This window comes from Brevibacillus ruminantium (genome assembly GCF_023746555.1).
Taxonomy (GTDB): Bacteria; Bacillota; Bacilli; order Brevibacillales; family Brevibacillaceae; genus Brevibacillus; species Brevibacillus ruminantium.
In genome coordinates this window covers 2396893-2418996 of the sequence record NZ_CP098755.1, presented here as the reverse complement: position 1 = coordinate 2418996, position 22104 = coordinate 2396893, and the positions used below count along the sequence as shown (strand labels likewise).

Sequence of the window (22104 nt, the reverse complement as noted above, 5' to 3'; positions counted from 1 at the left end):
TATTCTTTCTTGATTCATCAGGACTGCAGTTGTTTGGTCGTAATCACCTGGACGATTTTGCCTTCCTGCATCAGTGCGCTGATTTCGTTCATGATTTTTGCTTCCAGCTTGTTGATGCCTTCAGTACCCTTGATGTCGTCCGGTTCCAAACCAGCCAGTGTCTTGATGATGATTTGATTAACCTGCGGCATACGCTGCTCCAGCTCTTCTTTGGAGCTCTTGCTGTCTGCCGTGATGGTGAAGCGAACAATGATATAGTTTTTGGAAAGCAGGTTTGTGGTAATTTCACCGGTATCCACCGAGTACTCTTGCATTTCCTTGGCCGAGAGGGTTTTTACCTCTGTGGCTTTCTCATTGCTTGCTGTCTGGGCCGCGGGGGAGAGATAGGTTTGCCAAAGCACAAACGTAATGACTCCCAGTAGCGAAATCGCAATAATGATGATAAGGGCCATGTTAAATAATCGATTTTGAAACATTGCTTGTGCCTCCCGCTATTCAATGGAATCGTCGTCCGGCTTGCGCGGCGGCGTAAATGCCGGAAACGCTTGCTGGTAGAAATGCAGGATCTGTGATCTCACTTCCTCTGCTGTTTCCCGAACGATGTACTTCTTCCCCGTAAGCAAGGTGATAACTGTATCTGGAGTGGACTCCACCGTTTCTACATGCGTTGCGTTTAAATAAAACTTGACGCCGTTAAACCGGGTTAATTGGATCATTTGCCGCTCCTTTCGGGGTTCAGGGGGAGGAAGCATGCAGCCTCACTCCCCGATCCCCTTTAGACATTAGCGTTTCAGGTTCACCAGTTCTTCCAGAACCGAATCAGATGTTGTGATAATCCGGGAGTTTGCCTGGAAACCGCGCTGGGCAACGATCATCTCGGTAAACTCTTCAGAAAGATCCACGTTGGACATCTCCAGTTGGCCTGCGATGATATTTACCCCTGCCTCCGCTGGTGTGATCGGAGTCACTGGATCTCCATCCTGTGCCCCGCTGTTCATTGTATTCTCATACAAAGAGTTGCCGATTTTCTTCAATCCACCCGGGTTGTTGAACATCATGACACCGACGAAAACGTCCGTAGCCAGCTGCCCTTGATCATCCACGGTCGTGATGCCCCCGTCTTTTCCGATCGAGTAGGACATAACTCCATCATCACGCGAAATCTGAATGACTCCGCCATCGGAATCCATCAGCTTCAGCCCTTGGGGATTCACCATGAATCCATCCGCATCACGCGTGAAATTTCCTGCGCGTGTGTAGTAAACAGTGGTTCCTTCGTCTGGGGTTACCATGAAGAAGCCTTCTCCTTCGATGGACAAATCCGTTGGCAGATTGGTAGTCATCGGGCTGCCGCTGCTAAAGACCATGTCAATGGAAGCCATTTGAGATCCCAAGCCTACCTGGAGAGGGTTTGCTCCACCCTTTCCGCCGTCTTCGCTTGGAGCGGTTGCACCGCCGATATTTTGGCTCAGGATATCCTGAAACATAACACGGCTTTTCTTGAACCCCACGGTATTTACGTTAGCAATGTTATTGCCGATTACATCCAGTTTGGTCTGAAATCCGCGCAAACCTGAAATTCCGGCATACATGGAACGTAGCATATATCTGATTCCTCCTCGAAATGTTTAGTTGCTGACTGCTTCAGTCGGTCGGCAGCCGATGGGCTTCCTCCGAAGAGGTCCGGCCCTTTTTCCTATACAAACACAGCACTGTCAATATTGGTAAAGACATTGTCCTTCATTCGGTTGTCATCCACCGCTGTAATCACCTTTCGATTGGGGATGCTGACGACAAAGGCCACATTATCCATCATGATCAGTGATTCCCTCGCCCCTTTGTTGGCTGCTTTTCTAACACCTGAAGTCAGACGGTCCAATTTCGCATCGTCCAGCGTAATGCCTCTCTCTTGCAGTCGGTTCAAGGCATGCTGGCTAAAGCTGAGGGCGCGTTTCTCGTTTGGCTGATCAATCGATTCCACCAGAACGTCATGAAAGGTCTTTCCGGATGGTGCAGCTCCTGCCGGACGAATGGATGCCGGAGAGCTCGGCTTGACAGGAAAGTAGGTCTGCCCAATGTGAAACGAATGCATGGCAACTCCTCCTTTACCCGCTCTCTAACGGGAATTGCCGATTCTGCTGATAACCTCTTCACTGTTGTCAAGCAAGGCTTCCAGTGAAAATTCAGCGTCATCCTGGGCGGTTTGCTTCTGGTTTTCGTTTTCAGGCTGAGGCTGGCGTTCGCGCTGCTGCTGTTGTTGGAAAGCCAAATTGGATGACTGTCCTTGCTGGCTGACTTCGAGTCGCTCCACCTGCAAGCCCTGTTGGGTCAAGGCAGCCCGTAATTGTGACAACTGGTTATCAAGCAATTCTTTTCCTGCTGCGGTTTCCGCGGAGAAATGAGCAGTAACGATCCCGTTTTGTGAGGTGATTTTAACATCTACCTGTCCGAGAGACTGCGGATACAGGATCAGTCTGGCTTCGTGAACACCGTTCACTTGCGTCAGCTTCATCTGTTTTACAAACAGTTGGGATACCTGCTGGCTAAACTGATTCGCCTGTACCGGATGTGCGTTATTTGCCGCATTTGCCTTTTGAGATGAGGCAGGCTGCGGGCCAGGGCTTACCTGTGCATTCAAATTCAATGAAGGGAACTCAGCTTCTGTCGCTTTCTTGTCAGTGCCGTTCAGTGCATCCGCGAGTACACCAGACTTTGCTTGCAAGCCGGCTTCTGTCTGGTAGCTTGCCAATGCATGGGAAACGCGTAAATTCTGCATTGCTGGCATCTGACTTGCACGCTGCGTCAGGTGATGGGCGGTAGCCGTCTGTTCGGCAGATCCCTGTTTCACTTGAGCGGCATTCACCATGCCTGCGCTCGGTTTCTTTTCTTCTGTTTTCCCCTGTTCAGATTGGACCCCCGTCAACCCCAACCGTTTGAGCAGCTCATTTGACTGTTCATCCAGCTTGACCTGTCCCTTTTGAGGAATGGTCTGATCTGTTTGTGATAGAGCTGTCAGAAACGCAGCCAGCTTTTCGGCGGTTGCTTGCGGGAGTCCCCGCTGAGTGAACGCAGCATGCATGCTCTCCATCTGTTTCTGCCCCAGTTCGGGAAGCTGGGCGAGCTTGCCTGTGAAATCTGGCAATTGACTCGCTTTTTCCGTGATGGCCGCTGCTTCTTCCTGGTTTTGATCCAGGGGGAGCGTAACAAACTGCTGCAAAAGCGCGAGCAATTCGGTCAGCTCTGCCATATCCTTGCTGTCCATCTCTCCAGCGTCGCCAAACAATTCGTTTTCCTCTGTCGCTTGCATGCTTTCGAGGGCAGATGTCATTTGCATGGCAAACAAATTTCCCAGCGAGCCGAAAGCTTGCTGACCCGTTGCACCTGTCTGGACACCCGTTCCAGGCACGCTGGCAACCGGTACAGTTGGAGCCATTAGATTGGCTACATTCATCTCTATACACCTCCTCTGATTTTTTTGTTGCTTATATAAACGATAGCGTAAAAGAGATTCCTCTTCGTCGCTTATCGAAGCAACTCATTGGTTATGCGAGCAGCAACGTCTTCTTTCTTCTTGGTGTCTTCCTTGGCTACTGCGGCCAGTATCGAAGCGCGCTTGTCGTTCGACATGCCTGCCAGGATCGAGATCGCTCGGTTTTGGTTCGTTCCCATCAGGGAGCGGATAATCGATGCTGCGTCCTCTGCAGGCATCTGCGAAAACGTGTTAATGAGCGAGTCGATGTTGGTAGCGTCTTTTCTTGTTTCGCTCAGTGCTTTGGTGAGAACCTGCACCCTTTCCTGCAAAGCGGCAATATCGTCATCTTTGGTGACGACGGTATCCTTCAACAGGATGGACACATCAGCCGCTTTTTTCGGGTCCATCTTTGCCAAGATTCCAGCCTGTTGGTCGGCCTTCATCTTTTTCATCACTGTCACGGCTTCTTCCAGACTTAAATTGTCCACGATAGCCGCTGCGTTTTTCGGTGACATCGTAGAGTACAGCTTCGCCAGCTCCTGATACTGCTTCTGGCGTTCTTCGTCCGACGTCCGCTTGTCTTCTATCATCTTTTGCAAATCTTTTACCTGCTGCTCCAAGGCTTGAATCGCGGAGTCTTTCTTCGCCGTTTCTTCTTGCAAGCTGGCAATCGTCTGCTGATTCTGGGCTTGTTCATTTTGTAAGGTCTGCACCTGTTTGGCCTTATCCACGTTTGGCGTATCGCCATCTTTTGCCGCATAATCATCCGGGATCAGTTTTTCCACGTAGGGGATTGTGTTTGCCCAACCAAGCACATGTCCCAGGACATTGACACCCAGAAAGCTGAGAAAGACTCCCCCAAGGAGCGTGGCAAACAGAGCAGGGATAACAATCATGTAAAAGAACCATTCCCACCTGCTATATTCCCGTTCTTCTTGGATTTCTTCCATAGTGAACCTCCATCAGTTGCTCTTGCGAAGATAGAGCTGTGTGCCAATCTCGTCCATCTCTTTTTGTTCCCGCAGCTTGGCATCCTCCGTGTATTGCCAATGCGCTTTCTCGCGAAGCTTTTGCCAAAGCTGTGTCTCTTTCATCTGTTCAGTCAGCCGCAGCTTGCATTTTTCCATTTCCTGCTCACATCCATACAGCGTAACTTTTTGTCTGGTTATGGAGCGCTCAACGGCCTCTTTGTACTGGGTGATTTCCATCAATCGTGCGATGCTGACCGTTTCTGTCTGAACCGCATGCAGCATGCCAGTCGCTTCTTCGTGAAGTCCTTGAAGCTGGCCCAATTTCCATTCTTCTTCATTCTTGCGCTGAACCGATTTGCCAAAAGCCCATTCAGCCTGTTCCTTCTCTTTCTCCTTCACATCCAAGACCTTCTGGAGATGAAACTGGAACACTTTCACACTAGTTCACTCCCCCAAAATGAGTGATCAGCGACTTGATGGCACTTTGGAGATCAGATGGTTCATGCGTGCCCTGCGCTGTAAATTCCCGAATCACATCTCTGTAGCGAATCGCCAGATCAATCTCCCGGTTGGTTCCCGGTTTATACGCACCGATGTTGATGAGATCTTCTGCTTCTTTAAAAACAGCCAGATGCCTTTTCAGCTGACGTGCGGCTTCCAAGTGATTATCTGTAGATATCTCATTCATCACGCGGCTTACACTGGCCATCACATCGATGGCTGGGAAATGTCCCTTGTGGGCAATCTTCCGGTCAAGTACGATATGTCCGTCCAAAATCCCGCGGACAGCATCTGCAATCGGATCATTCATGTCATCCGAATCGACGAGTACCGTATAAAACGCTGTAATACTGCCTACATCTGCAGTGCCTGCTCGCTCCAAAAGCTTGGGCAACAAGGCAAACACCGACGGCGTATAGCCTCGCGTCGCTGGCGGCTCGCCAATGGCAAGTCCAATTTCCCGCTGGGCCATGGCAAAACGAGTGACGGAATCCATCATCAGCATCACATTCAACCCGCGATCACGGAAATACTCTGCGATGGACGTCGCGATCATCGCTCCTTTGATCCGAATCATCGCCGGTTGATCAGAAGTGGCTACGACTACGACTGACCTCTTCAATCCCTCTTCCCCGAGGTCCCTCTCGATAAACTCCATAACCTCTCGGCCACGCTCACCGATCAAGCCGATCACGTTGATGTCTGCTGTCGTATTCCGGGCAATCATCCCCATCAAGGTACTCTTACCGACACCGGAGCCGGCAAAAATCCCCACGCGCTGACCTTTTCCTACAGTAAGCAGTCCGTCGATGGCACGCACTCCCACACTTAGCGGCTCCTGAATCCTTGGCCGCAAAAGCGGGTTGGGTGGCATGTTATTCGTCGGATACGAAGTTAGCCCAAGCGGCAACTGTCCCTGTAGAGGTCGCCCCAATCCATCGAGTATCCGTCCGAGGATCTCCGGACCTACTTTGACTTGAAGGGAGCGTCCTGTTGCCACGACGTCACTTCCTGGCCCAATGGCTGTCAATTCGCCAAGCGGCATCATCAACACTTTGTTTTCTCGAAAGCCTACGACTTCCGCTGCAATCGGTTCCTGACTTTGGTTGGCATAGATGTGACAGATTTCTCCAAGCTTCACTTCAGGCCCCTGGGATTCAATCGTCAGGCCAACAACTTGGGTGACCTTGCCATTGATTCGCACTGGATCAATGGCTTCCAGAACATGCCGATATTTGCTCAGGTCGAGAACGGTCATCTTATCTCACTTCCCTTGGCGATCTCCAGAAGTGCTTGGCGGATTTCCGTCAACTGTGTATCAATTCGTGCATCGACACTCCCCAATGGAGTGCGAATAATACAGCCACCTTCATCAACGGAGTGATCCGGATAAATCGACAACTCTGCCTGTCCGTCCAGAATCGCCAAAAGCTGTGCCCTGTGTTCTTGGACAAAATTGAAATGACGCTGATGAACACATACGGATATTTCTCCGTGAACCCGCGAGCGTCTAAGCGTGTCCTTCACGATTTCCAGCACACTCTCTGGGGATGTCACAAGCTCGGCTCCCAATATTTTTTTTGCTATATCGATGCTCAGCTCTACCAAAAAAGGTTCAGCCTCGGCAATGATTCTTTCTTTTTCTTGATGGGCAAAGTTCAGCAGTTTGCCAGCTTCCTCTACCTTTTCCCGCTCTTCCTCCCAAGCCTCTTGCTTGCCAGCCTGGTGTCCGGCGAGAAATCCCTGTTTCCTTGCCTCTTCTTCTGTCTGGGAAAAGAGAGCCGCTGCCTCATGACGTTTGTTTTCCCACCATTCATCCATTTCGGTCAGAGCTTCCTGTCGCATTTTTTCTGTCTGCTCCATCGCCTCGCGAAGCAGTCTCTGCGCGGTTTCTTCTGCATCCTGGAGAATGATTTTCGCTTCTTCTTCTGCATTTTTTACAATTTGCACATTTTCTTGCAACTTTTCTGGTGAGTCAACCGTCTGTAACTTTGAAACGCTCACCGAGAGAAGAAAAGCTTCCTCTGACGTTTGATAATGAGACAGCTTAAGAATCCTAGACAATGATATCATCTCCTCCGCCGCGAGCGATGATGATCTCACCTGCTTCTTCTAGGCGGCGAATGATCGCGACGATGCGGGACTGTGCTTCTTCAACATCACGCAAGCGAACAGGTCCCATAAACTCCATTTCTTCCTTGAATGTGTCTGCCATCCGTTTGGACATGTTCCGGAAGATAACTTCACGGACTTCTTCACTCGCCACTTTAAGCGCAAGCTGAAGGTCTGCGTTTTCCACGTCGCGTATAACCCGCTGAATGGAACGGTTGTCCAGGGTGGCAATATCTTCGAAGACAAACATGCGTTTCTTGATTTCTTCTGCCAATTCCGGGTCCTGTATTTCCAAAGAATCCAGAATCGTACGCTCAGTACCTCTATCCACACCGTTCAGCACTGCCACAATCGCTTCGATACCACCTGCTTGCGTGTAATCCTGCGTAACGGTAGCAGATAGCTTTTGCTCCAATACCTGCTCAACTTGTGTGATGACCTCCGGAGATGTGCTGTCCATCAAGGCGATTCTCTTTGCTACCTCTGCCTGTCTCTCTTGAGGCAGCGCCGAAAGAATCATCGCAGCTTGCTGAGGCTCCAGGTAGGAAAGTACAAGGGCAATGGTTTGCGGGTGTTCATTCTGGATAAAGTTAAGAATTTGGCCTGGATCCGCTTTTCGAGCAAAGTCAAATGGACGAACCTGCAGATTTGCTGTAAGGCGATTGATAATATCCATCGCTTTGGTTTCACCCAGTGCCTTTTGCAAGATTTCTTTCGCGTAGGTAATCCCACCCTGCGAAATAACTTCTTGCGCCACCGCAATTTGATGGAACTCTGCCAGGATCTTGTCTTTTTCATCCGTATCTACTTTGCGAACGTTGGCAATTTCCAACGTAAGCTGCTCGATCTCGTCCTCTCGCAGATGTTTAAACACCTGTGCGGATACTTCCGGTCCGAGAGAGATGAGCAGGATCGCAGCCTTCTGTCTACCGGACAACTCTTTTGCGCCGCGAGCCATTCACTTTCACTCCTTAATCTTCAGCTAACCAAGTACGAAGCAACACGACGAATTCGTCCGGCTTGCTGCGCGCCAATTTTTCCAGTTGTTTTCGCACCACTGTCTGATCGGTGTCTTCCTGATAGGCCAAATCGGGAATTTCCATCGACTGCATGGTTCCTACGTCTTCGATTTCCTCTTCCATCAGTTTGGCCTGGTTGCGCCTGCGGTAGATGAGATAAGCGACTGCTGCGAGAGCAAGCAGGGCTACTGCACCCGTACCATAGAGCAAAGCAGGTGTGAGGAAGCTGGAATTTTCTGCAGCCACTTTTCCGGAGAACGGACGTGGCAGTACGGAAATATGCTTGTCCAATTCTTCTTGTGACAGATCAATGCCTTTGTCACTCAATGTCACGCGCACGACGTTTCGAAGGACCTGTTTGATGCCTTCCATCGTTTGCTCGTCCAATTGGCCACCTTCTGGCGGCTCTACCCCGACATTGATTGTAATGTCGTCAATTTTATAAGGACTCATCGAAATATTTCGGGTAATCCGGTTCACTTCGCGATTGATCGTATCGTTCAGTTCTTCATACTGACTGTTGCTTCCCTGCGGAGTACTTCCGGGATAGCCAGGTGTGTCATTGGCACCTGTACCGGCGATGCCTCCGGGAGGTGCACCCTGTCCACTAAATGCTTTGGATAATTTTTGTGATGAGATAATAAGACCTTCATTGTTTTCTTTATCAGGGGCTTCAACCAGATTTTCGACGCGGTTTTCCTTGTCAAAATTCATGCTGATGAAGGTATGCACAATGACCTTGTCTCTGCCCATGATCGTACCCAAAAGGGTATACAGGTTTTGCTGAATTTTCTTCTCTACATCTGCTTTGATTCGTTCCTGTTGTTCGTAGGCTGTCAGGTTCCCCTCCGGTTCGTTTCCATCTGTTCGATCCAACAGATTGGAATACTGGTCGGATATGGTGATGTTTTCTGGAGACAGCTTCGGCACACTTCGGGATACCAGCAAATACAACGAGTTGATCTGTTTTTGATCCAGTCTGGTACCTGGTTCAACATCTACGATCACGGATGCAGTTGCGGCATCCGGTGTTTCGGTTACCCAGACGCTTTCCTGTGGCAAAGAGATCATGACCTGTGCGCTGCGGACACCCTTCACACGTTCCAGCATTTTTCGCAGTTCTTGCTGGAGAGCTTCCTTTTTCATCACGTCAAATTGACGGTCTGTTACGCCTAGAGTGTTGGAGAAAATTTCCGAATTAATGCCTGCCTGACTCGGGATACCCTGGGCTGCCAAATCTACGATGACATCTTGTGCAAGTTTTTCCGGCACTTCAATACTGGTGCCATTGTCTGTAATGCGATACGGAACTTTCTTGCCATCCAGCTCCTGTTTGATGATTCCGATCTCCTGTTCACTCAATCGCTGGTTGTATAACGGCTTATATACCGGCTGTGAAGCAATAAATATGTATAGACCGAGTGAGAGTAGTAGAAAAAGAGCGATTCCGGAAATCATCCATTTCTGTTTGTTAGGCAGCTGGTTCCATTTCGCCAAAGCTTGATCTTTATATAGTGCTAGACGCTCGTTCATGGTTCACCTCACCAATGATACCGCCAAACATTAAAGTGGCATTCGCATGATTTCCTGATAGGACTCTATGACTTTGTTCCGAACTTGCAATGTCAACTGGAGCATGAGGGACGACTTCTGACCTGCGATGGTCACCTGATGTAAATCTTGTATCTGGCCAGTTGCAAACTTGTCCGTCAGGTTCGCTGACTCGATTTGTGCTTGATTTACTTCTGTTATCGCATCGGATAAAAACGACGAAAACGATTTGCTAACTTCTGCAGGCGAATATGTTTTTGTCTGGAGCTGCGGCTGTATCTGGCCCGTCCGGGAAAGTGCGTTTATGTCCATCGATTAAAAGCCCTCCCCTATTTGATTTCCAATGCTTTCATCATCATGCTTTTGGCGCCGTTCAAAATGGTTACGTTCGCCTCATAAGCCCTGGATGCTGAAATCAAATCAACCATTTCTTTCATCATGTCAACATTCGGCTTCAAAACGTACCCTTCTGCATCTGCATCCGGATCAGTCGGGTCAAACACCCGTTTGAACGGTGTATTGTCTTCGCGGATCGCCGTTACACGGACACCCTGCTCCGATCCCCCTGATATCATGCCGATGGCTCCCTGAAGCAGATTATCAAAGGATTGGCCCGAAGCCTTTGGAGACAGCTCAACCATTTTACGCCGGTACGGCTGCCAAACTCCGTCTACCTGGGTGGCGCGAGTGGTATTGGCATTGGCCACATTCGCGGCGATCGTGTCCAGACGCAGACGGTTTGCTGTCAACGCAGATGCGCTTGTATTCATTCCAACAAACATGCTCATAATTACTTACCTCCACCCTCAATTACGCTGCGCAGCTTCGTAAAATAACCAGCAGTCAGCTGTGTTAATCCACCGTACCAAATGATGTTTTTGGCATACTCATTCATTTCGAATTCCATATCCACGTCATTTCCGCTATTTTGTACGATGCCATCTGGATTGGAAACGATTCTGGGTACGCTCGTTATACCACTGTTACCAAATGGAATATGACGTGCGTTTGTGCGATAAGCTGCCAAATTTCGGCTCGAAGACCCAGAAATTTCCTGTTGAAGTAGGTCTTCAAACACAACTTGCTTGCTTTTAAAGTGAGGGGTGTCAATGTTTGCCATGTTATTCGCAATCGTTCTTTGTCGAAGCATGGCAGCGTCCAAAGATCGCTCAAGAATCCCCAAATGGTTATTTACCAGCATTTTTCTCCTTCCCCCCATTCCGTTGCTTCTCTGTATTTCCACAAAACTCTAGGAATTTCCTTCTAATTCGACACGCGAATACGACTCAATCATAGCAAAACTGGTATGACGAAAAAAGCCCTATTCGCATAAGTTTTAGGAAAATGATTCAATGGGACTAAATCCCTGACGTTTCCTAATCCTGTTAGTATCATGAAAATTTTGTTTAAAAACCTTACAAATATTTGAATTATCTAGTTTTTTTCCCACTAACGTTTTTACCTATTTTATAAAACTTTCAGATTTTCGACATGATAATAGGTCTAAAGACCTAGAAAAAAGGTGTAGCATGATATGCTACACCCTTTCTATACCCCTTTATCGACTCTGGAAAACCTCTTATACCGGTTTTTGGACAAAGGTTCTATCTTTTTTATGAACTTTTCAGTTTTTCAAGCTCAGGCAACAGCTTTTCATTCAATACTTTGATATACGTACCCTTCATACCCAAGGAACGGGATTCAATCACACCCGCACTCTCCAGCTTGCGCAGTGCATTTACGATCACAGAACGGGTAATTCCTACGCGGTCAGCAATCTTCGAAGCTACGAGCAAGCCTTCTTTTCCTTCCAGCTCTTCAAAGATATGCTCAACTGCCTCCAGTTCACTGTAGGAAAGGGAACCAATAGCCATTTGGACAACTGCCTTGCTCCGCGCTTCTTCCTCAATAGCTTCCGAGCGTTCACGCAGAATTTCCATGCCGACAACAGTCGCCCCTACTTCCGCCAGTACCAGGTCGTCATCAACGAATTGGTTATTCACACGACCAAGGATCAGGGTACCCAGTCGGTCGCCGCCACCCATGATTGGAACCAGAGTGGTCCAGCCTGTACGGAATACTTCTTTCATCTCCACTGGGAAAATCGTGTAAGGACTATCCACATCCAGGTTTGCGGAGGTTTCTTCTACCTTCAGCAAGCCATGGCTGTATTCCTCTGGAAAACGACGCTCCTCCAGCATTTTCCGGATACGTTCGTTGTCTACTTCCTGATGAATGGCAAAGCCCAGCAGCTTCCCTTTGCGGCTGACGACGAAAATATTGGCCTCAATCACATCGCTGAGCACCTGTGCCATTTCGCTAAAGTTTACCGCATGTCCTGCTGATTTTTGCAGCAAGCGGTTAATTCTTCTTGTTTTCGATAACAGATCCATTCTGGTTTCCTCCCAGTCAATTTACTTGACCAACATATATTATTTTTTAGAGAATGTACTGGCTCAAATCTTTGTTTCCGACGATCACTCCCAGCTTTTCACGCACGTATTCCGGCGTGATCTGCACAACATCCAAATGAATGTCCGGCGCCTCGAACGAGAGGTCCTCCAGCAGCTTTTCAAGCATGGTGTGAAGTCGTCTTGCACCTATATTGTCGGTGGACTGGTTCACTTCAGCAGCCAACTTAGCGATCTCTTGAATGGCTTCCGCAGTAAATTCCACGCGAATCCCTTCTGTTTCAAGAAGCGCAATATATTGCTTCAGCAGGGCGTTTTTTGGTTCCGTCAGGATACGAACGAAATCCTCGACCCGCAAGCTGGTCAGTTCAACCCGGATCGGAAAACGTCCCTGAAGCTCAGGAATCAAGTCAGACGGCTTCGCGATGTGAAAGGCGCCAGCAGCGATGAACAGCATGTAATCCGTTTTGACCGGACCATACTTAGTCATGACAGTTGAGCCTTCCACGATCGGCAAAATGTCTCTTTGGACGCCTTCTCGAGATACATCAGGTCCCCTGTTATCCTTGCCGGCGATCTTGTCAATCTCGTCGATAAAGATGATGCCGTGATTTTCAGCACGTCGGATGGACTCCTGTGTTACTTCATCCATATCCACCAGTTTTTGCGCTTCTTGCTGAATTAATACCTTTCGAGCATCTTTAATTCGCAATTTTCTCTTCTTCGTTCGTTTCGGGAGAAGATTCCCCAACATATCCTGCATTTGCATGCCCATTTGCTCCGTACCGGGTACCTGGAACATGTCAAACATCGAGGGGCTTTGGTCTTCCACATCGATTTCAATCATCTGCTCCTCGAGCTGGCCCGCATCCAGCTGCCAGGTTACCTGACGGCGCTGTTGTTCAATCGAGGCATCCTCGGGTTCAGCGGTATTCTGTTGCTGCTGTTGCCCGCCGAAAAACATTTCGAGCGGATTTTTAAAAGACTGCTGCTGTTTTCGCGTCGGAACGAGAATGTTGACGATGGCTTCGTTGGCCAGCTTTTCGGCCCTTTCCTTTACGGATTCCATCTTCTCCTGTTTCACCGTGCGGATTGCCGCTTCGATCAGATCGCGAACCATCGACTCTACGTCGCGTCCGACATACCCCACCTCAGTAAACTTTGTCGCCTCTACTTTGATAAAAGGGGCACCTGTAATCTTCGCAATCCTGCGGGCAATTTCCGTCTTCCCCACACCGGTCGGACCAATCATCAGGATGTTTTTGGGGATTACCTCATCTCTGATTTGCTCTGGCAGCTTATCACGGCGATAGCGGTTGCGAAGAGCAACAGCAATCGCCTTTTTCGCTTGACCTTGCCCTACGATGTATTTATCCAGATGTTCGACAATCTTACGCGGGGTTAATTGTTCAAGGTTCAACACCAGGAGTCCTCCCTTCACTTCATCTCGTCGATGACTAAATTGTCGTTGGTGAATACGCAAATCTCAGCAGCCGTTCGCAAGGAAGCCTCGGCTATTTCTCTTGCGGTCAAATGCGGCGCATATCGCTTCAACGCTCTTCCTGCAGCAAGCGCAAAACTTCCGCCGGAACCAATCGCGAGGATTCCATCGTCCGGTTCGATGATTTCACCGTTGCCCGAGATCAAAAGCAAGTGCTCTTTGTTGCAGACAATCATCATCGCTTCCAACCGACGCAGAATCTTATCCATACGCCATTCCTTCGCTAATTCCACGGCTGCCCTCTGCAGGTTGCCATGGTATTCTTCAAGTTTTGCTTCGAACTTTTCAAACAGGGTGATCGCATCTGCTACCGAACCGGCAAATCCAGCCAGCACCTCACCGCGATAGAGACGCCTTACTTTTTTTGCGCCGTGTTTCATTACCATACTGTTGCCGAACGTGACTTGGCCATCGCCAGCCATGGCCGCTTCACCATTATGATGGATGGCAAAAATCGTAGTCGCATGAAACTGTTCCATTACAGATTCCTCCCGCTTATGTACTACCGGCCGATCCCGGACGGGAATCACCCGCGCGCGGATGGGCTGCGTCGTAAACATGTCGCAGCCTTTCCTTCGTCACATGTGTATACACCTGGGTAGTCGAAATATTGACGTGACCGAGCAGTTCTTGCACGGTTCGCAAATCAGCCCCACCGTTCAGCAGATGGGTTGCAAACGTGTGGCGAAACGTATGTGGAGAGACGCGAAGATTTAGAGCGTGCGTTTCCACGTATTTATCGACGATTCGCCGGACACTTCGATCAGACAGTGGCTCCCCTCGATAATTGAGCAGCAGGAACCCATGGTCTGTCTTTCCGGCAAGAAGGGTTTTTCTTCCATATTCTAGGTATTGCCGAAGAACGTCGCACGCATAACTACCGATTGGAACATATCTTTCTTTTGCCCCTTTGCCGTAAACCAGAGCAACTCCCATACTGAGGTTGACTGCTTTCAATGTTAGTGTTACCAGCTCGGACACGCGAATCCCACTTGCATACAAAAGCTCAAAAATAAGCCGGTCACGCAAGCCGAGCGGGGTCTTCGTGTCAGGCATGTCAAAGAAAGACTGGAGTTCGTTTGGGTACAAAAAAGAGGGCAGTTTTTTCTCTACCTTTGGTGTCGATACCATTTGAAACGGATTTTGCGTCAGTTTTTCTTCCCTTAACAAGAAGCGGTACAGGCTGCGCAAACTGGAAAGCTTGCGGGCAATGCTGCGCCGCGAAAGACCCTTTTTTGCCAAATGGGCGAGAAAAGAACGGCCGTGCAAATAAGAAACAGCAGCAAATACGGGGATTTGGTGCTGTTCCATAAAAGCGACGAATTCGTTGATATCTGCCACGTAATGCTTCACCGTATGAGAAGAGGCATTTTTCTCAATGCGTAAATATTGGACGAACGACTCAATTTCTATGGATATTTCTTGCCCATTGTCCATCTGGCACGCACCCTCCTCGAAGGCACCTATATAGTAACATAGGAAAAAATCAGATATCAACTTTAATTGTGTCGTTTTTGTGTAAAATTCTGAATTGTGTCTAGCGCCCGCTCAGCGAGTTTTTCGTTTTTCTCCCGTTTGTTGCGAATGCGCTTACCCAGCTCCGGAACTAGCCCAAAGTTTGCATTCATAGGCTGAAAATTATTCGGGTCCGTCGTGGTAATGTAGCGAGCCATGCTGCCCATGATTGTTTCCGGAGGAAGGACAAGCAGTTCCTCTCCTTTCGCTAGACGGGCGGCATTCAGTCCCGCCAACAAACCGGAAGCAGCTGACTCTACATAGCCTTCTACCCCTGTCATTTGTCCAGCGAAGAACAGCGTATCCCGCTGTTTATACTGGTACGTGGCACGCAGCAGCTTCGGAGAATTAATGAAGGTATTGCGATGCATCACTCCGTAGCGGATAATTTCGCAGTTTTCCAGTCCGGGAATCATCGAGAAAACCCGTTTTTGCTCCGGCCATTTCAAATGGGTCTGGAAGCCTACGATATTATAAAGAGTCGCCGCACTGTTATCCTGGCGCAGCTGTACAACCGCGTACGGCTGTTTACCTGTGCGTGGATCGATCAGGCCGACTGGCTTTAGCGGTCCGAAGAGCATGGTCTGTCTCCCGCGGCTGGCCATCACCTCAATCGGCATGCACCCCTCAAAAAAGATTTCTTTTTCAAATTCTTTCAGTGGTACTGCCTCGGCACTGACGAGCGCATCGTAAAAGCGGTTAAACTCTTCCTCGCTCATCGGACAATTCAGGTACGCCGCTTCGCCTTTGTCATAGCGAGAAGCTACAAAGGCCTTCTCCATATCGATGGATTCCCGCTCGATGATCGGAGCGGCCGCATCGTAAAAATACAGGTACTCTTCCCCTGTCAAGGATGCGAGCTGCTCGGATAAAGCCGGTGAAGTTAGCGGACCCGTCGCGATAATCACAATCCCCTCGGGGATCTCGGTCACTTCTTCATTTTGCACCTCGATCAGCGGGTGATTGCGTACAGCTTCTGTCACGTACTGGGCAAACTCATGCCTGTCTACGGCCAAGGCTCCTCCCGCAGGTACGGCACATTTGTCCGCAGCTCCGATAATCACCGAATCAAATCGGCGCATTTCTTCCTTTAATACGCCAACTGCATTGGTCAGTGAATTGGCACGAAGAGAGTTGCTGCAAACAAGCTCGGCAAATTTATCCGTATGGTGGGCCGGTGTTTTTGTTTTGGGGCGCATTTCGTACAGCTTTACGTTCACACCCGATTGGGCAATCTGCCAGGCTGCCTCACTTCCCGCAAGCCCGGCACCGACCACCGCCACATGTAGTTGTTTTGTCATGCTGTTATCCTCCAACGCTATTAGGAATCGGCTTCTTCCTGGTAGTCACACTTGGTGCACGCGATGCTGACGCCTTGTTTTTTCTTCTTTTTCTCCACAAGAAGGCTGTTGCATTTTGGACACGGACGGGCAATCGGTTTGTCCCAGGAGACGAAGTCACACTCGGGGTAACGGTTACAACCGTAGAAAATGCGGCTCTTTTTAGATTTACGTTCAATAATCGATCCGGTTTCACAACTTGGGCACTTTACGCCAATTTCTTTGACGATTGGCTTGGTATTGCGGCAATCAGGGAATCCGGAGCAGGCCAGAAACTTTCCAAAACGGCCCAGCTTGTATACCATCACGCTTCCGCATAGTTCGCAGAACTCATCGGATTCCTCGTCTTTCAGCTCTACCTCTTCCATCTGTTCTTCCGCGACTGCTACCCGTTTGGCAAAGCCACCATAAAACTGGTCGAGCACTTTAATCCAGTCGGCTACGCCTTCTTCGACCCCGTCCAAATCTGATTCCATATGAGCGGTAAACTCGACGTCGAGAATTTCCGGAAAGAATTCCTCAATTAGCCCGATAACGATTTCCCCCAACTCTGTCGGGATAAAGCGTTTTTCCTCCAAAGCAACGTACCCGCGCTTTTGGACAGTTTCCAGGGTTGGCGCATAAGTGGACGGGCGGCCGATTCCTTTTTCCTCCAACGTCTTGATCAATCGCGCTTCTGAGTATCGAGGGGGCGGCTGGGTAAAATGCTGCGCAGGCTCGATTGTTTCAACACCGAGCGTCTCTCCCTCTTCGATCGGCGGCAGAAACGATTCTTCCTCGTTGTTGTCGTCGCTTCCTTCTATATATACTTTCATAAATCCGGGGAATTTCACTTTTGAACCGGTTGCCCGGAAGGCAACTCCGTTTGCGTCGATATCCACACTCATCGTATCCAAAACAGCGGACGCCATCTGACTGGCGAGGAAGCGCTCCCAGATCAAGCGATACAAGCGCAATTGATCACGGCTGAGCACGTCTTTCATTTGATCAGGGGATCGCAGGACAGACGTAGGGCGGATTGCTTCGTGCGCATCCTGGGCGTTTTCATTCTTGGCCTGCGTACGCGGTTCTGACAAAACGTAGTCGCTGCCATAATGCTCCAGAATGTATTCCTTTGCTTCGTTTTGTGCCGTAACCGAAATCCGGGTAGAGTCTGTACGCATATAGGTGATCAAACCCACGGTACCCTCTTTGTTTCCCAGGTCAATCCCTTCGTACAGCTCCTGAGCAATCCGCATCGTTTTCGAGGTACGGAAATTCAGCTTCCTGGCTGCTTCCTGCTGCAAAGAGCTGGTGATGAACGGCGGTGCCGGATTTCTTTTTCGCTCCCGCTTCGTTACCTTTTGCACGACAAAAGGATGCTCGCCAACTTTCTCCAACACCTGTTTTACGTCGGCTTCGGATTTCAGCTCTGCTTTTTCTTCACCGTATCCGAAGAATTTTGCTTCAAACCTCTTCCCGTTGCTGAGCAGCATACTGCTGATCGTCCAATATTCTTCCGGGATGAATTGTTGAATTTCACGCTCTCTGTCGATAATCATTTTGACCGTAACCGATTGTACTCGGCCAGCGCTTAAACCCTTGCGAACTTTTTTCCACAGGATCGGGCTGATGTTGTATCCCACTAAGCGGTCCAAAATCCTTCTCGCTTGCTGTGCGTTAACCAGATCCATGTTAATATGGCGCGGTTGTTTGAACGCTTCTTTGATCGCATCCTTGGTAATTTCGTTGAAAACCACGCGAAGCGGCTGGTTCAGATCGAGGCCCAAATACTGGGCGAGATGCCACGCAATCGCTTCCCCTTCACGATCCGGGTCCGCCGCCAGATATACTTTTTTCACTTTCTTGGCTGCGTCCTTCAAGCTTTTCAATACATCGCCCTTGCCGCGGATCGTTATGTATTTGGGTTGAAATTGCTGTGTTACGTCGACACCCATTTGGCTTTTCGGGAGGTCCCGCACATGGCCCATCGACGCCTTTACTATATATTTGCTTCCCAGATATTTACCAATCGTTTTTGCTTTCGCCGGGGATTCAACAATCACTAGCGTATCAGCCATTTTTTTCCTCCCCTTTCTGTTAGGAATCCTCCCTATTATTAAATATGCTTATCCAATTTGTCAAACACAAGCAGCTATTGATGTTGCGGCTCTCCCCAAATGGGGCCTATCTTCTTACATAATACCCGCCGGGCAGGCTCGTGATCACTTGTTTACTCTCCATATTCAGCAAAGTTCGGTACAGGTGGACAGTGCCCTTGTCCTGAACGATCTCGCTGATTTCATCGAGATGGACGGGCTCATGACCAATATGCTCAATCAGCATTTGCTCGTCTTCACTCAGGATCGTCAGTTCTGGTCCACCATGCTTTCCTTTCTGTACATGCCCGGAGTTGTCTGACTCCTGAAAAGACGGCAGTTCCTCCAGCACATCAACAACTGCTGTTACTAGCTTTGCTCCTTGTTTGATCAAGTTATGCGGCCCTGCGCTGACATCTGAAAAAATCGGACCTGGGACCGCAAAAACCTCTCGTCCTTGTTCCAGTGCGCAATCGGCTGTTACCAGAGAACCGCTCTTCTCTGCCGCCTCTACCACCAGTACACCGAAGCCTAGCCCGCTGATAATGCGATTTCGTTCTGGAAACAAGCCTGGGACTGGCGGTGTACCTGGCGGGTATTCTGAAACGAGCAAACCCGTAGCGGCTACCTCCTGATACAAGTCCCGATGGACAGGAGGATAAATGATATCAATACCACAACCCAGTACACCGATGGTCGCCCCGCCTTCTTTGATTGTTTCTCGATGAGCTTCCGCGTCAATTCCGTAGGCTAAACCGGATACGACAACAAGACCCGCTGCACTAAGCTGTTTCACCAAATTTCTACAAGCTGCACGTCCGTACGGGGTTGGTTTTCTGGAACCGACAACTCCAATCGCAGGAACCCTGGTTAATCCCAAATCCCCTTTATAAAAGAGAGCCAAAGGCGGATCTGGAATGGCCTGAAGCAAAGGCGGGAACTCTTCTTCCCAGCAACCGACAATTCCGATACCCCGCTGTCGGAGACTGTGAAATTGCGCCTCAACACTCTCCGCTGTTAACATCCCTTCTCCACGCTTGATTTGGGGGCCAGTAAGGCCTATCTTCGTAGCCATTTGGGCCCATTTTTTGCCCGCTTCTTGAAACGAACCGCACATTTGATAAAGCTCACGCAATTTTCTTCTGCCCAAACCTGGCACACAAGACAGTGCGTAAAACCACTTCGTTTCTTCTCTCTTACGCTTATTTTTATCTTTCATGGATACCCTATGCCTCCCATCCTTCTCTTGCCTGTTATTGTAGCTGGAGACAGTAGGGGGCTCTAGAAAATTTGCGCTCTCAACAGATGAGGCACGAAGGCAAAAAGAAAGAACAGGCATAGAGCCTGTCCTTTTTCTGTGCTGTTCCTGTATTATTTGCTCATTACTTTGTCGAGCATGCCGCGTTCTTTCAGGACTTCGACCAGCGTTTCCCCGATCACGGCAGGTGTTTTTGCTACGCGTACGCCGCACTCTTCCAGCTTGGCGATTTTTTCAGCAGCTGTACCTTTTCCGCCAGAAATGATCGCACCAGCGTGGCCCATACGTTTTCCTGGAGGTGCAGTTTGACCGCCAATGAAGCCGACTACAGGCTTTTTCATGTTGGCTGCGATCCACTCGGCTGCTTCTTCTTCTGCAGTTCCGCCGATCTCACCGATCATGATTACAGCTTCCGTGTCTGGATCTTCATTGAACATTTTCAGAACGTCAATGAACTCCATGCCTTTTACAGGGTCACCACCAATTCCAACCGCTGTGGATTGACCGATACCGCGGGTGGAGGTTTGGTGTACGGCTTCATATGTCAAGGTACCAGAACGGGAAACGATACCGACTTTACCAGGTGTATGAATGTAGCCAGGCATGATACCGATTTTGCACTCGCCCGGAGTGATTACGCCAGGGCAGTTTGGTCCGATCAGCTTGGTTTTCTTGCCTTCCATGTAACGTTTTACTTTTACCATGTCGAGGACAGGAATACCTTCGGTGATGCAAATCACGAGATCCAGTTCAGCATCTACTGCTTCCATGATCGCGTCAGCAGCAAATGGAGGAGCAACGTAAATAACAGAAGCGTTTGCGCCTGTTTTTGCTACTGCTTCAGCTACTGTATTGAAAATCGGAATACCGTCAACTTCGGTTCCGCCTTTTCCTGGTGTAACGCCGCCCACCATTTGTGTACCGTATTCTACGGCTCCGCGAGTGTGGAACAGACCCGTTGCACCTGTAATCCCTTGCGTAATAACTTTTGTATTTTTATTAACAAGAATACTCATCGCGTAATTTTCCCACCTTTTTTAACGTATCTAGTTGCCTAGCTTACTTTACCAAAGATACGATTTTCTCTGCTCCGTCAGCCATAGACTCTGCAGCCACGATATTCAGACCGGACTCGTTGAGGATTTTCTTGCCCAGATCTACGTTGGTGCCTTCGAGGCGAACAACGAGAGGTTTGTCCAGTTTGATTTGTTTTGCAGCGTTCACAACACCGTTCGCAATGACATCGCACTTCATGATGCCGCCGAAAATGTTGACGAAAATTCCTTTTACCTTTTCGTCGCGAAGAATGATCTTGAAGGCTTCTGTTACTTTCTCTTCGGTAGCGCCGCCACCTACATCGAGGAAGTTCGCAGGATCTCCACCGTAGAACTTCACGATGTCCATCGTAGCCATCGCAAGTCCGGCACCGTTCACCATGCAACCGATGTTTCCATCGAGAGCGATGTAAGAGAGATCAAACTTGGAAGCTTCAATTTCTTTTTCATCTTCTTCATCCAGGTCGCGCAGAGCCACGATGTCAGCGTGACGATACAGGGCATTGCTGTCGAAGTTCAGCTTGGCGTCGAGTGCCATCACTTCGCCATCGCCTGTTACTACGAGTGGGTTAATTTCAGCAATCGAGCAATCTTTTTCAACGAAAGCTTGATACAAGCTCATCATGAACTTGGCAGCCTTGTTGATCAGTTCTTTTGGAATGTTAATGGCATAAGCCAAGCGACGTGCTTGGAAAGCATTCAAGCCAGTAACTGGATCGATAACTTCCTTGAAGATTTTTTCCGGAGTCGCCGCTGCTACTTCCTCGATCTCCGTACCGCCTTCTTCGGATGCCATCATGACAACGCTTCCTGTCGCACGGTCAACGACTACACCTACGTAGTATTCTTTTTTGATGTCGCAGCCTTGTTCGATCAGAAGGCGCTTCACTTCTTTTCCTTCTGGGCCTGTTTGATGAGTTACCAGTACCTTGCCGAGGATCTCTTGGGCGTATGTACGTACTTCATCGAGGTTTTTCGCAACCTTTACGCCGCCAGCCTTACCGCGACCGCCTGCATGGATTTGCGCTTTTACCACAACGACCTGCGTGCCCAGTTGTTTGGCCGCTTCTACTGCTTCATCGACAGTAAAGGCAACTTTTCCCTCTGGTACTTTCACACCATACTGCTTAAGTATCTCTTTGCCTTGATACTCATGAATGTTCATTCTCCATCCTCCTATGGCAGATAAAGATCAGCAGCTCCCCCGTCGCAAAATGCTTTTTGCGCATGGGAAAGACCGCCACAATCAGTGCAACATGACTATTCTACGACAAAATTCGCAAAAGTGGTAGTGTCATGATTGTATCTTCTCTGATTATC

General features: G+C 49.1%; 23 protein-coding genes. All 23 read right to left on the bottom strand.

Translation table 11 applies throughout. The annotated features are described in order from the left end of the window. Nucleotides 1-17: 17 nt before the first annotated feature. The 23 genes from NDK47_RS11920 to sucC all read right to left on the bottom strand — a co-directional run bounded on the left by NDK47_RS11920 (nucleotide 18) and on the right by sucC (nucleotide 21949). Nucleotides 18-476 (bottom strand): flagellar basal body-associated FliL family protein, encoded by a 459-nt coding sequence (locus NDK47_RS11920; RefSeq protein WP_251875061.1) that lies wholly within the window; start codon nucleotides 474-476, stop codon nucleotides 18-20. A 15-nt stretch (nucleotides 477-491) separates the two neighbouring features. After that, nucleotides 492-716 (bottom strand): flagellar FlbD family protein, encoded by a 225-nt coding sequence (locus NDK47_RS11915; RefSeq protein ID WP_251875059.1) that lies wholly within the window; start codon nucleotides 714-716, stop codon nucleotides 492-494. 66 nt (nucleotides 717-782) lie between these two features. Further along, complete coding sequence (gene flgG, locus NDK47_RS11910; RefSeq protein WP_251875049.1) at nucleotides 783-1604, bottom strand: flagellar basal body rod protein FlgG; 822 nt, start codon at nucleotides 1602-1604, stop codon at nucleotides 783-785. Nucleotides 1605-1696: 92 nt separating this feature from the next. Further along, on the bottom strand, nucleotides 1697-2092 hold the full coding sequence (locus NDK47_RS11905) for a TIGR02530 family flagellar biosynthesis protein (RefSeq protein WP_251875047.1): 396 nt from the start codon (nucleotides 2090-2092) through the stop codon (nucleotides 1697-1699). Between the two features lie 24 nt (nucleotides 2093-2116). Next, a complete protein-coding gene (locus NDK47_RS11900; RefSeq protein WP_251875045.1) occupies nucleotides 2117-3451 on the bottom strand; it encodes a flagellar hook-length control protein FliK in 1335 nt (444 codons plus the stop codon). Nucleotides 3452-3522: 71 nt separating this feature from the next. Then, complete coding sequence (locus NDK47_RS11895) at nucleotides 3523-4422, bottom strand: MotE family protein (protein ID WP_251875043.1); 900 nt, start codon at nucleotides 4420-4422, stop codon at nucleotides 3523-3525. Nucleotides 4423-4434: 12 nt separating this feature from the next. Beyond that, nucleotides 4435-4881 (bottom strand): flagellar export protein FliJ, encoded by a 447-nt coding sequence (gene fliJ / locus NDK47_RS11890; protein ID WP_251875041.1) that lies wholly within the window; start codon nucleotides 4879-4881, stop codon nucleotides 4435-4437. Between the two features lies 1 nt (nucleotide 4882). Next, nucleotides 4883-6202 carry a flagellar protein export ATPase FliI gene (gene fliI / locus NDK47_RS11885; protein ID WP_251875039.1) on the bottom strand — a complete coding sequence of 440 codons (1320 nt, stop codon included), beginning with the start codon at nucleotides 6200-6202 and terminating at the stop codon, nucleotides 4883-4885. Then, complete coding sequence (gene fliH / locus NDK47_RS11880) at nucleotides 6199-7017, bottom strand: flagellar assembly protein FliH (RefSeq protein ID WP_251875037.1); 819 nt, start codon at nucleotides 7015-7017, stop codon at nucleotides 6199-6201. Before fliH ends, fliI begins: the two co-directional genes overlap by 4 nt. Then, complete coding sequence (fliG, locus tag NDK47_RS11875) at nucleotides 7001-8014, bottom strand: flagellar motor switch protein FliG (RefSeq protein ID WP_251875035.1); 1014 nt, start codon at nucleotides 8012-8014, stop codon at nucleotides 7001-7003. Before fliG ends, fliH begins: the two co-directional genes overlap by 17 nt. A gap of 13 nt (nucleotides 8015-8027) precedes the next feature. Further along, the gene (fliF, locus tag NDK47_RS11870; RefSeq protein WP_251875033.1) at nucleotides 8028-9608 is read right to left on the bottom strand and encodes a flagellar basal-body MS-ring/collar protein FliF; all 1581 of its coding nucleotides are present in this window, start codon (nucleotides 9606-9608) and stop codon (nucleotides 8028-8030) included. A 30-nt stretch (nucleotides 9609-9638) separates the two neighbouring features. Continuing rightward, nucleotides 9639-9938, bottom strand: a complete 300-nt coding sequence (gene fliE, locus NDK47_RS11865) for a flagellar hook-basal body complex protein FliE (RefSeq protein ID WP_251875031.1) — start codon at nucleotides 9936-9938, stop codon at nucleotides 9639-9641. 17 nt (nucleotides 9939-9955) lie between these two features. Then, entirely contained in the window at nucleotides 9956-10414 is a 459-nt protein-coding gene (gene flgC / locus NDK47_RS11860; protein WP_251875029.1) for a flagellar basal body rod protein FlgC, read from the bottom strand. 2 nt (nucleotides 10415-10416) lie between these two features. After that, nucleotides 10417-10827, bottom strand: a complete 411-nt coding sequence (gene flgB, locus NDK47_RS11855; protein ID WP_251875027.1) for a flagellar basal body rod protein FlgB — start codon at nucleotides 10825-10827, stop codon at nucleotides 10417-10419. Nucleotides 10828-11239: 412 nt separating this feature from the next. Next, on the bottom strand, nucleotides 11240-12019 hold the full coding sequence (gene codY / locus NDK47_RS11850) for a GTP-sensing pleiotropic transcriptional regulator CodY (RefSeq protein WP_198829631.1): 780 nt from the start codon (nucleotides 12017-12019) through the stop codon (nucleotides 11240-11242). Between the two features lie 46 nt (nucleotides 12020-12065). Next, nucleotides 12066-13460: an ATP-dependent protease ATPase subunit HslU gene (gene hslU / locus NDK47_RS11845; RefSeq protein ID WP_305883385.1), complete on the bottom strand. Its 1395-nt coding sequence runs from the start codon at nucleotides 13458-13460 to the stop codon at nucleotides 12066-12068. 14 nt (nucleotides 13461-13474) lie between these two features. Then, entirely contained in the window at nucleotides 13475-14017 is a 543-nt protein-coding gene (gene hslV, locus NDK47_RS11840; protein WP_251875025.1) for an ATP-dependent protease subunit HslV, read from the bottom strand. Between the two features lie 16 nt (nucleotides 14018-14033). After that, a complete protein-coding gene (gene xerC, locus NDK47_RS11835; protein WP_251875023.1) occupies nucleotides 14034-14975 on the bottom strand; it encodes a tyrosine recombinase XerC in 942 nt (313 codons plus the stop codon). A gap of 62 nt (nucleotides 14976-15037) precedes the next feature. Next, nucleotides 15038-16354, bottom strand: coding sequence for an FADH(2)-oxidizing methylenetetrahydrofolate--tRNA-(uracil(54)-C(5))-methyltransferase TrmFO (gene trmFO / locus NDK47_RS11830; RefSeq protein ID WP_251875021.1), 1317 nt, complete (start codon nucleotides 16352-16354; stop codon nucleotides 15038-15040). A 20-nt stretch (nucleotides 16355-16374) separates the two neighbouring features. Further along, nucleotides 16375-18453: a type I DNA topoisomerase gene (gene topA, locus NDK47_RS11825; RefSeq protein ID WP_251875019.1), complete on the bottom strand. Its 2079-nt coding sequence runs from the start codon at nucleotides 18451-18453 to the stop codon at nucleotides 16375-16377. Nucleotides 18454-18559: 106 nt separating this feature from the next. After that, nucleotides 18560-19690, bottom strand: a complete 1131-nt coding sequence (dprA, locus tag NDK47_RS11820; protein WP_251875017.1) for a DNA-processing protein DprA — start codon at nucleotides 19688-19690, stop codon at nucleotides 18560-18562. Nucleotides 19691-19842: 152 nt separating this feature from the next. Next, on the bottom strand, nucleotides 19843-20745 hold the full coding sequence (gene sucD, locus NDK47_RS11815) for a succinate--CoA ligase subunit alpha (protein ID WP_251875015.1): 903 nt from the start codon (nucleotides 20743-20745) through the stop codon (nucleotides 19843-19845). Between the two features lie 43 nt (nucleotides 20746-20788). Then, nucleotides 20789-21949, bottom strand: a complete 1161-nt coding sequence (gene sucC / locus NDK47_RS11810; protein ID WP_251875014.1) for an ADP-forming succinate--CoA ligase subunit beta — start codon at nucleotides 21947-21949, stop codon at nucleotides 20789-20791. Nucleotides 21950-22104: the final 155 nt, after the last annotated feature.

Coding starts and splice junctions, on each gene's coding strand:
- fliI (WP_251875039.1), bottom strand. CDS start 6,202: ATGACCGTTCTCGACCTGAGCAAATATCGGCATGTTCTGGAAGCCATT.
- codY (WP_198829631.1), bottom strand. CDS start 12,019: ATGGATCTGTTATCGAAAACAAGAAGAATTAACCGCTTGCTGCAAAAA.
- flgG (WP_251875049.1), bottom strand. CDS start 1,604: ATGCTACGTTCCATGTATGCCGGAATTTCAGGTTTGCGCGGATTTCAG.
- dprA (WP_251875017.1), bottom strand. CDS start 19,690: ATGAAAGATAAAAATAAGCGTAAGAGAGAAGAAACGAAGTGGTTTTAC.
- NDK47_RS11915 (WP_251875059.1), bottom strand. CDS start 716: ATGATCCAATTAACCCGGTTTAACGGCGTCAAGTTTTATTTAAACGCA.
- fliG (WP_251875035.1), bottom strand. CDS start 8,014: ATGGCTCGCGGCGCAAAAGAGTTGTCCGGTAGACAGAAGGCTGCGATC.
- NDK47_RS11900 (WP_251875045.1), bottom strand. CDS start 3,451: ATGAATGTAGCCAATCTAATGGCTCCAACTGTACCGGTTGCCAGCGTG.
- fliF (WP_251875033.1), bottom strand. CDS start 9,608: ATGAACGAGCGTCTAGCACTATATAAAGATCAAGCTTTGGCGAAATGG.
- fliE (WP_251875031.1), bottom strand. CDS start 9,938: ATGGACATAAACGCACTTTCCCGGACGGGCCAGATACAGCCGCAGCTC.
- trmFO (WP_251875021.1), bottom strand. CDS start 16,354: ATGACAAAACAACTACATGTGGCGGTGGTCGGTGCCGGGCTTGCGGGA.
- hslV (WP_251875025.1), bottom strand. CDS start 14,017: ATGGAACAGTTTCATGCGACTACGATTTTTGCCATCCATCATAATGGT.
- fliH (WP_251875037.1), bottom strand. CDS start 7,017: ATGATATCATTGTCTAGGATTCTTAAGCTGTCTCATTATCAAACGTCA.
- topA (WP_251875019.1), bottom strand. CDS start 18,453: ATGGCTGATACGCTAGTGATTGTTGAATCCCCGGCGAAAGCAAAAACG.
- xerC (WP_251875023.1), bottom strand. CDS start 14,975: ATGGACAATGGGCAAGAAATATCCATAGAAATTGAGTCGTTCGTCCAA.
- flgC (WP_251875029.1), bottom strand. CDS start 10,414: ATGAGCATGTTTGTTGGAATGAATACAAGCGCATCTGCGTTGACAGCA.
- sucC (WP_251875014.1), bottom strand. CDS start 21,949: ATGAACATTCATGAGTATCAAGGCAAAGAGATACTTAAGCAGTATGGT.
- sucD (WP_251875015.1), bottom strand. CDS start 20,745: ATGAGTATTCTTGTTAATAAAAATACAAAAGTTATTACGCAAGGGATT.
- flgB (WP_251875027.1), bottom strand. CDS start 10,827: ATGCTGGTAAATAACCATTTGGGGATTCTTGAGCGATCTTTGGACGCT.
- NDK47_RS11895 (WP_251875043.1), bottom strand. CDS start 4,422: ATGGAAGAAATCCAAGAAGAACGGGAATATAGCAGGTGGGAATGGTTC.
- NDK47_RS11905 (WP_251875047.1), bottom strand. CDS start 2,092: ATGCATTCGTTTCACATTGGGCAGACCTACTTTCCTGTCAAGCCGAGC.
- NDK47_RS11920 (WP_251875061.1), bottom strand. CDS start 476: ATGTTTCAAAATCGATTATTTAACATGGCCCTTATCATCATTATTGCG.